Source organism: Ruegeria sp. AF5 (assembly GCF_056541905.1).
Genome location: NZ_JBQFYZ010000030.1, coordinates 1 through 12,316, shown reverse-complemented (window position 1 = coordinate 12,316; position 12,316 = coordinate 1). Strand labels below are relative to the sequence as shown.

Genomic DNA, 12,316 nt, shown 5'->3' with positions numbered 1-12,316 from the left:
GCTTGCTGCATCATCAGAACGCGGCGTAGATTGAAACTGCGGCGAGCCTGATCCTCCTAAGCCAATCAAACGCTCGTGTTCCAAATCATTCGATGACGGACACATCGGACCTGTGGATATGTCGGACCGCACCAAAGCCAAGTGAGACAATGGAGGTACCGTTGGGTGCAATTGAGTTTCACCAGCGCTGCCGTCTATTTTTCCCAATCCTGCGGGTCAAAGCACATTGTTATCATCTCGTTGTGCTTGTAAGGACGTTGCACAGTCCGAAAGGGCCGCGCCGTGCGGGCGTGATGGAATGGTAGACATATCAGACTTAAAATCTGAAGGGCGTATGCCCGTGTGGGTTCGAGTCCCACCGCCCGCACCAGGCGCTTTCGAAAGCTGCATTCTGTCGCCCGGTTTGCGCGTCATCGGTATCGCAAATGCAGTGAAACGCAGCCTACGTGGTCATGGCGTCATATTCATGACCAGGACTAAACCGGATACCCCAATTCCCGGATCAGCCTCCAGATGTCCTGGTTCGCGGCTGAAAGCTGATTGACGACCGCTTCGATTTCGCGAAGCGCGTCATCATCTACCGTATCCGCGCGACCCAGTTTTATATCGGTCTTGCGGTCAGCAATCCGCATCAGGATCGTTTTCGGGTTTCCGCTCTCCTGATCGAATGAATAGATGCAGTGGTTATACTTGTTTCGGATGCCCGAAAGCTTGCTGAGCCGTTGCGTGCGTTCAAGGATCGGGTCGCGAACCTGCGCGGGCCTTCCCTCCATCTTGGCAAGCCGTTCGACCAGATCAATACGCGCGCGGGTTGTGTTCAGGGTCAGGAAGATAATGACGGCCACGTCTTTCGACGTTCCGGAAAGGCCAGCGATCAGGTGGATCAACAGGCTTTCGGTGTTGGTCCACATATAGTTCAGCCTGCCAACCAGAAGGATCAGGCGATCGAACCGGGCTTCGAACGTATCAGTCAACGGCGGAGTGCTGCGCCTCGTGCGGCGCAACCTCATAATAGAAATGCGCGGCAGCGGTGCGGTTGCTGACGCCGATCTTGCCAACCACGTTGTGCATATGCAGTTTGACCGTGTGTTCCGTAATTCCCAGTTTGGCCGCGATCAACTTGTTGCTTTTGCCCTGCGAGACAAGTTGCAGGACCTGCTTCTCGCGACGCGTCAGCTTCAGATACCGCGACTTTTGATCGACTCCGTTAGGTGCGCTTGTCGCTGGACGGGCTGGGATGTCCCGCGTGCGCTGGCCCAGGAATGTGGCGCAATCGGCAAGGAAGCTGGGTAGGTACAGTTCTTCATGCATCAGCAGCCTGAGGATGGCGCGCCAGGCATCGGGCGCCACATTCATCGGCAGAAATCCAACTTCGCCGAACTGCGCGCGATCCCAGGATTCAAACATGTGCCGGGCCGATTCTTCTTTGCGATAGGCAAATGCGAGACAGCCGGATCCCGTACTTTTGGTATAGGCCAGTGGGCGCGCCAACAGGTCTTCAAGCATCATCTGGTCGACAACAATAATCTTGCTGCAACCGGGTGTGTGGCCGTTCATGGATTCGAGGGTTTCGAACCGCTGAGCGCGAACCCCGAATTCAGTTTGAACGCTTCTTAGGGTCTGATTGGAGTAGAATAATTCTTTTCCAATAAAGACAACCGAAAAATCTTCTGAATAAAGATCCTGATTGGCAGTTTCTTCTATCAATGACACACTCATCACATTCCCTCGCAAACAGGGTCAACCAAAAATCTCTTTTTTGAATTCTGGCGGTCTAAAATAGTTAACTAATCAAATAGGTAATTAACTTCTATTATACTCGAAAGCATGGTTTTCCACAACCAGGAGGAGTTCCTCCAGAGCCCGTTCCATAGAACTTTCGGTTAGGTTTCCGCTTGGTTTTTTGTGCAACCAGCGGAAACAATTGAATTATTTTGTTGCTATTTTTTGTGGGTGGGTCATGCGGGGCAGGCGAGCGAAAACCCAGGTGTGTTCCAAAAGTAAATAATAAAAACAACACTGTAACTACTTCAAAACTTTCGACTAGCTAGGCGTGGGCGTGCGTCGCTGCGAACATGGCTGGGCTTCAATTGTCGAAGCGCCTGTCCCTATCGCGCCGGTCATTGCGTATTTCAGCAGCCTTCATGATCCGCCGCGCTTTCGGCTTAGCCGGGAAAGGAGGTGGCCATTTAGAAACTTCCACCGACCGCTTTCAGCGCGTTCAAGCGCTGCGCGGGTATTTTTGTTTCAATCTCGCCTGATGCCGCTTTTTAGATGAATGGCGGTCTGGCGTTCCAGAAATAGGAATTTGTCATGAGACGTAATGTGAATAATACAAACGTAACAACCGTCGACGAAATTAATGTCGAGAACCTGGAAGCTCCGGTTAATGTCGAAATCCCGATTGATGAGGCGTTTGTCGAAGCTGACCTGACTGCACAACAGCAGCAGCAGGACCAGACTGTCGAAAACTCCAACGATCAGGGCCAAGACCAAAATCAAGGCCAGGATCAGGGTCAGGAACAAGGCCAGGACCAAGGTCAAGATCAGGGCCAGGATCAGGATCAAGGTCAGGATCAGGACCAGACGCTCAATGCTGGGGATAACACCAACGACAACTCAAACAGCAACGCGATCAATATCGACTTTGGTGGCGGAGAGTGGATTCCGCGCGATGATGATCAGGTTGATCTGGACTTCGGAGATAACGCGTCGGTTGGCGACGTAATCACCGCAGGCCGTGATCTGAACTATGATCCCGGCGATGACATGAATGTCGATATCTCAATGGATGGTGCCGGAACCGCAATGGCGTCCGTCAACAGTCAGGTCGCCAGTCTGAGCGATGACGACACGCTGGAATCGGCGTCAGTTTCGAACAATTCCGGTTTCTATCAGAATGGTAGCGCCTATGGCGGCACCGCCAACGCTGAAGAAGGTATCGGCGTCAAGTCCAGTGGTGGAGATTCGGGCGCCGGTGGTACCAGCTATGGTGGTTCGGCAGACTCGACAACGCTGGGCAGCCATGCGTTTGGTGCCGGTGGCGATACCGGCAGCGCCGACGCGGATTCGAGTGGCGGCGCAGGTGGTGATACCGGAGACGCAAATAACGCCAGCATTGGTGTCGGCCTGTCCGGCGCAGGGGCTGACGGTGACAGCACTGGCGGCGACGGCGGCGACGCTGACAGTTCGTCTTCTGCTGACAACGACGGCAGCACAAGCGTTGACGGTGACGGAACCGGTGGCAACGGCGGAAGCGCAGATTCGTTTGGTCTGGGACTGGGCCTTGGTCTGTCTGGCTCGAATGCTTCGGGCAGCGCCGATGGCGGCGACAGCGATTCCGACTCGAACGGCACGGGCTTTGGTCTGGCCGGCAATGACGTTGACGCCGAAGGTTCCGACGGCGGTGACGGCAGTGCTTCGACAGACGGTTCGTCGTCGAATTCCAGCGACAGCACAACCGAAGCCAATGATGCAACAGCAGGCAGCAACGCAGCAGAAGGCAGCGCTGACAGTGGTGCGGACAGCTCGGCTGACGGAACTGGCGGACCTGGTACCGGCGGTGAAGGCTCGGGCGGCGAAGGAACCGGTGGTGAAGGATCCGGTGGCGACGGCACTGGCGGTGACGGTACCGGCGGTGACGGCGAAGGCGGATTTGCCGCTATGGTCGAAGCTGCAATCATGGCCCTGCAGGAAGAGCTTGGCATGGTTGATGCCGAAGCGGGCGAAGGCGGTGACGGAACCGGGGGTGACGGAACCGGTGGCGACGGTTCGGGCGGCGATGGCGCTGGTGGCGATGGCTCAGGCGGTGACGGTTCGGGCGGCGATGGTTCCGGTGGAACCGCCGACGCGGATTCGGATGCGCAGGGTGTTGGCGACCAGTCCGCAAGCGGGCCTGATATCAACCAAAGCCCAGGTGACGTGAACGGTGCGTCCAGCAATTCGCAGAACACGGATGGCAGCGGTGGTGATGGCGGATCCAATTCGGCCAACGGCACAGCGGACGCAGCGGGCTCTGGTACGTCTGCAGCAGACGGTGACGGCGGAGCAGGCGGCACAACGACGCCCACATCCACGTCTTCGGGCAACGGTGCCGGGTCTGCTGATGCGGCCAATACCGCCGGTGATGGCGGAGCGGCGGATGTATTCGGTGATGCCGATACAAACGGCGCCGCCGACAGCCTGGCCGAAGCTATCGCCGGATACGGTGGTTCGGGCATGTCCGATAACGATGCCACATCGACCGGTTCGGGCGATGCGACCGGTGCGGCCAGCTCGGGTGCAGGTGGTGCCGGTGGCGCGTCCGCCGCAAATGGCGGAGCCAGCGGATACTCGACCGGCACAGCCATGTCCGGTGACACCATGGGTGGGACCATCACGGGCGGCAGCGCGGCTGGTGCGTATTCGGGTGACGGTGGTGCAGGCGGCAACGCTGGCAACTGGGGCTCGAATAACGGTGGCGATGGCATCGTGACCGGCGAGTCCTATGCCTCGGCAGCGGCTGTTGTCGACACCTCGGCCTTTAACCAGTCGATTGTCATGGGGGCCAACGTGCTTGGCAACTCGGTCGATACGACCATGGTCGGTGGCTCGATGACCTCGTCCTACGCAAGCGACGACAACGACGCATAAGTCAAAAGGCGGGGCCCGCATTATCGGGCCTCGCTGTTTTCGAAAATGCCGGGGCCGCGTGCAGTGGCCCCGGCCCAACTGAACCCAAAGCGGAAATTCTGGCCGGTGCGGGTGAAAAAGGATGACCGACATGGCCCTTGACGCAATTACGGAAACGATAGCGCATTTTGTTGGAACATTTGAACTTACGATCGAACAGGCCCGGCTGCGGGACCAGTATGATGAATTCACTGCCCTGAGGCGAAAAGCTGAAATTGACGGGCTGGACGATCCTGCTGCGATCCATATCAGGGCCGATCTTGATATCCCGGTGGGCGAGTACAAACTCCTCCCATACAATTTTGCCCCACCTCAACCTAACCTGCCACTACCAGATGCGCCGAAGGGGCCTGTACATGAATCGGTGATCATCCTTGGTGGAGATGGGCCGGTTTCCGAGCGTTTTGTACCGGACGACACGATTGGACCGTCATCCGCGCCAGTGCTTGTCATTCTGCGGCCTGACAATGTGCCGTTGGGGTCGGCGGTGAGTTACGTTAAGCAAAAGGTTTTCCTGCGCGACAACGACACGGTGGGCGAGGGTGAATTTCGCGACACGGATGCGCTGATCGCAAAAGGTGAGCAGATGCTGGACATGGCGTTGTCACTTCATGCCGTGGCAAGCCCGTCATTTTCACTCGCGGACTACCAGTCAATCGAGATGGTCGAGGCACTGGCCGAACAGATGTTGAACCCGATGAACGGGGATGTGGATGGAGTCACCGTGTATCAGTTCCATGGCGATGATGCCTTGGGCGTGATCGTCAATGGCGAGCACATGGCCGAAGCACCTGAATGGACCGACCTGTTGCCTGCTTTCCATCAGCCGGATGAAGCGACTGGCGATGAAGCGGACACGCCGTGGCCCGCCGAATGGGATCAGTCCAAGGATTCCGATTTTGACGACGGGCATCTGGTGGTGACCGGTGGTAATCTGGCGATCAATGCAGTGTCTGCGACTATTGGTTGGGTGGATGCTCCGTACATTGTTGTAGGCGGGCAGGCCATCAATCTGACGGTCATCAGTCAGGTCGCGCTTGTTTCCGACTGGGACGTAGGTGCCATGAATGCCGGAAGCGGTACCAACCTGGTTCAGTCTTCGGTGATCGAAGTCGAAGGCAAAGAGGCCGCCTGGCTGGACGATGTCGACGGGACAAGCGGCCAGCCCGCTTATGTTGTTGTCGACTGGGTTCACGGCGATCTGGTGGTCGCGAATTTCATCAACCAGAGTATAGATGCCACCGATATCGATCACATTCAGACCGAAATTTCAGCCACATCCACGCTTTACGTGCTGGGCGACAACGAAATGTACAATGTCGCCGATATCGTGCAGTTGGGGAGCTATTACGATCTGATCATGATCGGCGGAAACATGATTTCAGTCGATGTGCTGGTTCAATCCATGGCCCTTATGGATGACGACATCATCAGCGGCGGAGTGCCCGCGTCGGTGATGGACGGTGATGAAAACCTGCTCATGAACGACGCGTCGGTCAAAACGATCGGCAAGGACATTCACCAGGATATGCAACAGAATATGGCGGACGCGCTTGCCATACCGGAAATGGACATGGACGCGTTGGAAGACGCGCTTCTGAATGATCCGATGTTCGCCGGGATGGAGCAGTTGCGCGTCCTTAAGATCGACGGCGATCTTATACAGGTGAACATCGTCAATCAGGCCACGATGATGCTGGATCAGGATGATATAGACCTGTCCGGCCCGAATGCTGCCGGGGCCGATGTAGTCGCGGGCAGCAACGCCATGCTGAACACCGCGCATCTGACCAAGATGGGTGTGGACTCGACGGTCATGGCAGCTGACGGGTCGTATTCCGATCTGCTGCTGCATCAGGCCAGCCTGATCGACATGCCGGACAACGACGAGATTACCGCGATGACCAATGAGGCAATTGCAGCCATCATGGGTGACATGACCGTCGCGCAACCGGATGCGGCCCTGGCACTGAATACCCCAGCTCTTGATGCAACAACACCTGACGACGGCCTGCAAACCATGCTGGCCTGATCCCCCAAGATTTTTACCGAGTGACCAGAAGGTTTCTACATGTCGTTTGTTTTTTCGTCGCGCCGCCACCCTTTATCCAGCCCGCTGGACAGGCAAGGCGGGTTGGGTCTGAAGCGTCAGGATCCCGAACCTGGGACAGATCCTGCAAAACGGGCCACAGGTGCCGCCACCCGACTGCATCTGACGCAGGAGTTCCGAGTGCCTGAACCAGATCAAAACCGGCCGGTTGAAAACGATGCGTTGAAACCGGCCAAAGACCAGAAACACTCATGTGAACAACCGCGCGCTGAACCTCCCCATTGGCGTGCGCCGCCGCAGCCCGTGCAAGACAAGGACATTGCGGGCGGTGGTGACGGGGTGGCTGATGCTGACGGCCCGGATCATGCAACCGCGGACGAAACGACAGCGCGCAAGACCCCCTCTGCGCGCGCGTCCGGCGCGGATCACATGGGCGCGACGATCGAGGCCAAGGCAAACCAGCCACTGTTGCGGACAAACTCCGGCGGCGGTGACGGGAACGGGCCACCCCAAACCTTTCACAAGCGCACCCCGCCCGAGGATTTCCAGCGCACATTGCGGGATTCGATCCGGGCGATCCGGCGTAACCTTGCATTTGTTCTGGTGCTGACCTGCGCGACCAATATTCTGATCCTGTCGATTCCGATCTACCTGTTTCAGATCAGTGACAGGGTTCTGACCAGCCGATCTTTGGATACGCTGATCATGTTGACGGCAATCGTCGCCGGGGCCGTGATCTTTCAGTCAGCCTTTGATGCGGTGCGGCGGTTTACGCTGATGCGAACCGGTGTCGAGGTTGCCGTTCGTTTGGGTGCACCTGTGCTTAGTGCGGCTGCGCACGCGTCGTTGCATGGAAACGGGCGCGAATATCAGACGCTTGGCGATTTGCAGCAACTGCGCGGTTTTCTGGTTTCCGGCACGCTGATCTCGTTTCTGGACGTGCCATTTGCCCCACTGTTCATTTTGATGATCTTTCTCGTGCACCCGCAATTGGGCATGATCGTCGTGGTGACAGCGCTGATCCTGATGACGATTGCGCTGATCAACCAGAAAATGACAGCCAAACCGTTTGCCGAGGCAAACAGGGCACAATCCATGGCGAACCTGCATCTGGATTCCATGTCGCGCAACAGTCAGATCATCAACGCCTTGGCCATGATCCCCGAGGCGGTGCGGATCTGGGGGCGGGACACCGCCCAATCCCTGACCTGGCAGGTGCGCGCGCAGGACCGAAACGTGATCTTCGCAGCGATTTCGCGCGCTGTTCGTCTGCTGACTCAGATTGGCATTCTGGGATGGGGCGCATTTCTGGCACTGCAGGGAGAGATTACCGGCGGAATGGTGATCGCGGCCTCAATCATTGCCGGGCGCGCCTTTGCGCCCATCGAAGGTTCGATTGAAGGGTGGAACAGTTACCTGCTGACGCGCGCGGCCTACGGGCGGATCAAGGCGCTGCTGTCAACCTCGGCCCTGCAACACGAGAAGTTGCGCCTGCCGCGCCCCGAAGGCCGGCTGGATGTGGAGCGGTTGCTCTATGTCCCCGGTGGAACCAAACGTGTGGTTCTGAACGGGATTACCTTCTCTCTCACCCCCGGTGAAACACTGGCCATTATCGGCAATTCAGGTGCGGGCAAAACCACCTTGGGCAAAACCCTTGTCGGGTCCGTTCTGCCCACGTCGGGAAGTGTGCGGCTGGACCTGATGGATATCCGAAACTGGGACCCGCGCCAGTTTGGCGAAAGCATCGGTTATCTGCCGCAGGATGTGCAGCTGTTCCCCGGAACCATCAAGGACAATATCGGCCGGATGCGTGCCGATGCCACGGACGAACAGATCCATGACGCCGCTGTTCTGGCCGATGTACACAACATGATCGCAACCTTGCCGCAGGGATATGAGACTGTGGTGGCCTCCGATGGATCGCCTTTATCGGGCGGACAGAAACAACGCATTGCGCTGGCGCGGGCGTTTTTTGGGAACCCACGAATGGTTGTGCTGGACGAGCCGAACTCGAACCTTGACGTTGCCGGGGACAAAGCCTTGGCGCGTGCCATTGAACAGGCGCGCGAAAGCAAGATTACCGTGGTCGTCATCACGCAGAAACCGACCCTGCTGAATGTGGTCGACAAGATCATGTTGCTGACCGATGGGCGCGTCGCATTGTTCGGTCAGCGCGAGCAGGTTCTTCAGCAGATCAACGGGCCGCGCAAACGGACCGGAATTGAAGGGCAACAGGGAGGCTGACCATGAATGACCTCGTACCCGTAAAGCACTCTGCCGGTGAACCTGACGTCTGGTATGCGGAAGTTCCGCGCTCGATCAACCGCTTCATTGTCATCGGTATAATCATGCTGGTCGTCTGTTTTGGCGGTTTCGGAGTGTGGTCCTTCAGCGCCCCGCTGGCGGCGGCGGTCATCGCGCAGGGCAGCTTTGTCGCCACCGGACGCAACAAGATTGTCCAGCACCTTGAAGGCGGGATCATCGAAGACATCAAGGTCACCGAAGGGCAATCGGTTCAGGCAGGTCAGGTGCTGATGACGCTGGATCAGACCTCGGCGCAGGCCAATGAGCGCGAGCTGTTCATCCGCAAATTGCGCTTGCAGGCGATGACCGAGCGATTGCTGGCGGAATATGGGGAACGGGATCGTCTGGTCTTTACGCCAGATCTGGTCGAGGCCTCCAAAGACGTGGAAGTCATGGCCATTCTCGACGGTCAAATGCTGAGCTTTGATGTGTCGCGCAAGACCTTGCTGAATGATGTGGCACTTTTGGAACGCAATATGGAGGCTTTGAAGATCCGGGCAAGTGGCTTTGAGGCCCAATTGGACAGCATGGTCACACGTGCCGAGATCTTGCAGGAAGAGTACGAGTCCAAAAACCAGCTTTTCCAGAAAGGGCTGGTTCGAAAGGGCGAATTGAACACGATCCGGCGTGTGCAGGCCGAAGCCGAGGGGCAGCAGGCCCGGTTGCAGGCCGAGGCCGCTGAAATCAATCAGATGCTTCTGAAATACCAGGAACAGATTACGCGCACCCGATCCGCCTATCGCGAGGCTGCACTGGATGAATTGGGCGTGGTCGAGGCAGATCTGGAAAGCGTGCGCGAAAAATCCCGTCAGGCCCGTAATGTCCTGGACCGGGCCGTGGTACGGGCTCCTGTGACCGGGACAGTGGTTCGCCTGCATTATCATACTCCGGGTGGTGTGATCGAAACGGGCGAACCCATTGCCGAAATCCTGCCTGCCGATGCGCCGTTGATTATTGAGGCGCAAATCCCACGCACCGAGATTGATAGTGTGGTAACCGGGCAGACCGCCTCGGTGCGACTGATCGCGCTCAATCAGCGCACAACGCCGGTTTTGTACGGAGAAGTCTTTTATGTCTCTGCCGACGCGCTGCTTGAAGAGGCGGCAGGCGTTCCAAAAGAGGTATATCTGGCGCGTATCTCACTTACCCCAGACGAGCTGCACCGGGTCAGCGGCTTTGTTCCGACCCCCGGCATGCCTGCGGAAATTATGATCCAAACCGAGGAACGAACTTTTGCGGCCTATATCGCCAAACCTGTGTCGGACAGCATGTCGCGCGCGTTTCGCGAGCAATAACCTAGGTGCCTAAGGCCGTTGGTTCATCTACCTCAAGTCGCGTTCTGATCCTTTTGGGAAAAGCGTGAAAGTGAGGGTGTGTACCTTTGACGGCGCAAGACTTGGGATTTCACAAGCTCCACATCCTTGGCGGGTTGGCGGATCGGCTCAACGGTGGTTGCGAAATCACAGGTTCATGAAGCGCCAGATTTCCGCATCTGATGCAAATCAATGCAAAACACATTCGAATCGAGACATGTTTGGCCGGAAGTCATCATAAGGAACACCCGACCATGTTTCGCCTTGCCGCCATGCTGTATTCACTGATCGCCACTGCCATTTCAGGTTCTGCCGTAATCGCTGTGCTGTCTGCGGGATTGGTTTCCGTCAGCGCAATTGTCGGCGCAGCAGTTGCCGGGGCGGTGATCGCTGCTCCGGCATCGTGGATGGTGGCCCGGCGCTTGTACCGGGGCACCTGATCAGGCGTTCAGGAACGTCCGAACCGCTGCTTCGAATTCACGTGGTTTTTCGGCGTGCAGCCAATGCCCGGCTCCGGGTATTTTGGCAAAACGCGCGCCGGAAAACAGCGAGCGGATTTCAGGGCGGTGTTCCGGCAGGACATAATCCGATGCCGCGCCCGACAGGAACAGGGCGGAGCCATTCCATGTGGCGTCCAATTTGGGGAAGCCCATGATCTTTGGCATCTCGGCTGCAAGAACATCCAGATTAAGCAACCACCGTTTTCCCTTGATATCCAGCGATTGGGTGAAAAAGCTTTGCAACGCTTTCTCAACGCCTTGATCGGCCAGCTGCATTTCCGCATCCGACCGGCGGGTGATGCGCGAAAAATCAACAGCCCGCATGGCCTCGATGAACTGGATTTGGCTGTGCGCGTATTGAACCGGCGCGATGTCGGCGACCACCAGCTTGTTCACCAACCCATTGTGCCGCAGGGCCAGGGTCATGGCAGCCTTTCCGCCCATGGAATGCCCAAGAACATCCGCCACGCCGCCGATCTGTTCTATGACTTCGGCGATATCCTGTGCCAGATGGGGATAATCGTGGCTCGGGTCCCACATGCTGTAAGCATGGTTGCGCATGTCCACCGCCACAACCTGCCGTTCGTCTGAAAGCCTTTTGGCAATGACGCCCCAATTCCGAGCAGATCCGTAAAGGCCGTGTGCTATTACCAGCGGTGGGCGGGCGGTCGGTTCGCCATGTACAATCGTGTTCAGCATAGCTTGCGTGATACAAGCGCCTACAGCGGATCACCAGCCCCATTGTAGGTCTTTGTGGTGCAGGCTAGATTGCGGCGGCAGGAGAGAGCCAATGCCTCAGGACCCAGACATTCAGACCCGGATCGCCGAGACGGTGGCCTTGCTGCGTGCCAAGCTTGGCGTGCGCGACAAGACGCTAGAGGCATCCATTCGCAAGGCAAAACGACGCCTGCCGCGCCGGGTGTACCGGCAGGCCATGGTGCTTGCCCGGTCCGAGGCGATGGCGTCGCACCCGAAGATGCGGTTGATTCTGGATACTCCCAAGCTCGTCAGGGCGTCGGACGTAGTGCAGGATCATCTGGGAAGCATCAATCTTGCGGATCGCAGGTGGGGCTGGTTCCTTGGATTGCTGGGGGGGCTGGCTTTCAACCTGTTGGCTCTGACAGCGCTGCTGCTTGTCTTTCTGTGGTGGCGCGATTTGATCTGACCTTTAGAAGGCAGCCAAGCTGACGCTTGACCTGATCTTCTTTTGTCGGAGCGGTCGCTCAAACAACAAAAAACGGCGCCTCAAGAGCGCCGTTTTCTTTACTTTTTAAACGTTTACAAGTTCGGGTAGATGGGGAAGCGGTTGCAGAGATCTGCGACCTGGGCGCGGACGCGGGCTTCGACTTCGGCGTTGCCGTCTTCGCCGTTGGCTGCCAGGCCGTCGACCACTTCGATGATCCAGTCGGCGATCTGGCGGAATTCGGTCTCGCCAAAGCCGCGGGTGGTGCCGGCGGGGCTGCCCAGGCGGATGCCCG

General features: G+C 57.6%; 9 protein-coding genes, 1 tRNA gene and 1 pseudogene. 7 read left to right on the top strand and 4 right to left on the bottom strand.

Annotated features, from left to right (window positions below):
• The first annotated feature begins 284 nt into the window (after positions 1-284).
• Positions 285-370 (top strand) — tRNA-Leu (locus ACR0DS_RS19950).
• Positions 371-476: 106 nt separating this feature from the next.
• On the opposite strand, the gene ACR0DS_RS19945 is transcribed toward ACR0DS_RS19950, so the two are convergent.
• Both ACR0DS_RS19945 and ACR0DS_RS19940 read right to left on the bottom strand, forming a co-directional pair.
• Positions 477-974, bottom strand: coding sequence for a hypothetical protein (locus ACR0DS_RS19945; RefSeq protein ID WP_245220737.1), 498 nt, complete (start codon positions 972-974; stop codon positions 477-479).
• The gene (locus tag ACR0DS_RS19940) at positions 967-1,557 is read right to left on the bottom strand and encodes a helix-turn-helix transcriptional regulator (protein ID WP_480616922.1); all 591 of its coding nucleotides are present in this window, start codon (positions 1,555-1,557) and stop codon (positions 967-969) included. The genes ACR0DS_RS19945 and ACR0DS_RS19940 overlap by 8 nt, the downstream gene beginning before the upstream one ends.
• 768 nt (positions 1,558-2,325) lie before the next feature.
• On the opposite strand from ACR0DS_RS19940, the gene ACR0DS_RS19935 reads away from it, so the two are divergent.
• The 5 genes from ACR0DS_RS19935 to ACR0DS_RS19915 all read left to right on the top strand — a co-directional run bounded on the left by ACR0DS_RS19935 (position 2,326) and on the right by ACR0DS_RS19915 (position 10,778).
• Positions 2,326-4,632, top strand: coding sequence for a hypothetical protein (locus ACR0DS_RS19935; protein WP_480560771.1), 2,307 nt, complete (start codon positions 2,326-2,328; stop codon positions 4,630-4,632).
• Positions 4,633-4,762: 130 nt separating this feature from the next.
• The gene (locus tag ACR0DS_RS19930; RefSeq protein ID WP_480560773.1) at positions 4,763-6,703 is read left to right on the top strand and encodes a type I secretion protein; all 1,941 of its coding nucleotides are present in this window, start codon (positions 4,763-4,765) and stop codon (positions 6,701-6,703) included.
• A gap of 39 nt (positions 6,704-6,742) precedes the next feature.
• A complete protein-coding gene (locus tag ACR0DS_RS19925) occupies positions 6,743-8,965 on the top strand; it encodes a type I secretion system permease/ATPase (RefSeq protein ID WP_480560775.1) in 2,223 nt (740 codons plus the stop codon).
• A gap of 2 nt (positions 8,966-8,967) precedes the next feature.
• On the top strand, positions 8,968-10,320 hold the full coding sequence (locus ACR0DS_RS19920; protein WP_480560777.1) for an HlyD family type I secretion periplasmic adaptor subunit: 1,353 nt from the start codon (positions 8,968-8,970) through the stop codon (positions 10,318-10,320).
• 272 nt (positions 10,321-10,592) lie between these two features.
• Positions 10,593-10,778: a hypothetical protein gene (locus ACR0DS_RS19915; RefSeq protein WP_267368020.1), complete on the top strand. Its 186-nt coding sequence runs from the start codon at positions 10,593-10,595 to the stop codon at positions 10,776-10,778.
• On the opposite strand, the gene ACR0DS_RS19910 is transcribed toward ACR0DS_RS19915, so the two are convergent.
• A complete protein-coding gene (locus ACR0DS_RS19910) occupies positions 10,779-11,537 on the bottom strand; it encodes an alpha/beta fold hydrolase (RefSeq protein WP_480489417.1) in 759 nt (252 codons plus the stop codon).
• Positions 11,538-11,628: 91 nt separating this feature from the next.
• On the opposite strand from ACR0DS_RS19910, the gene ACR0DS_RS19905 reads away from it, so the two are divergent.
• On the top strand, positions 11,629-12,003 hold the full coding sequence (locus tag ACR0DS_RS19905) for a hypothetical protein (protein ID WP_209507997.1): 375 nt from the start codon (positions 11,629-11,631) through the stop codon (positions 12,001-12,003).
• Between the two features lie 113 nt (positions 12,004-12,116).
• Here ACR0DS_RS19905 and glyA read toward each other — a convergent pair.
• Positions 12,117-12,316, bottom strand: a pseudogene (gene glyA, locus ACR0DS_RS19900) (serine hydroxymethyltransferase); the annotation flags it as partial.

Coding starts and splice junctions, on each gene's coding strand:
- ACR0DS_RS19940 (WP_480616922.1), bottom strand. CDS start 1,557: ATGAACGGCCACACACCCGGTTGCAGCAAGATTATTGTTGTCGACCAG.
- ACR0DS_RS19930 (WP_480560773.1), top strand. CDS start 4,763: ATGGCCCTTGACGCAATTACGGAAACGATAGCGCATTTTGTTGGAACA.
- ACR0DS_RS19925 (WP_480560775.1), top strand. CDS start 6,743: ATGTCGTTTGTTTTTTCGTCGCGCCGCCACCCTTTATCCAGCCCGCTG.
- ACR0DS_RS19920 (WP_480560777.1), top strand. CDS start 8,968: ATGAATGACCTCGTACCCGTAAAGCACTCTGCCGGTGAACCTGACGTC.
- ACR0DS_RS19915 (WP_267368020.1), top strand. CDS start 10,593: ATGTTTCGCCTTGCCGCCATGCTGTATTCACTGATCGCCACTGCCATT.
- ACR0DS_RS19910 (WP_480489417.1), bottom strand. CDS start 11,537: ATGCTGAACACGATTGTACATGGCGAACCGACCGCCCGCCCACCGCTG.
- ACR0DS_RS19905 (WP_209507997.1), top strand. CDS start 11,629: ATGCCTCAGGACCCAGACATTCAGACCCGGATCGCCGAGACGGTGGCC.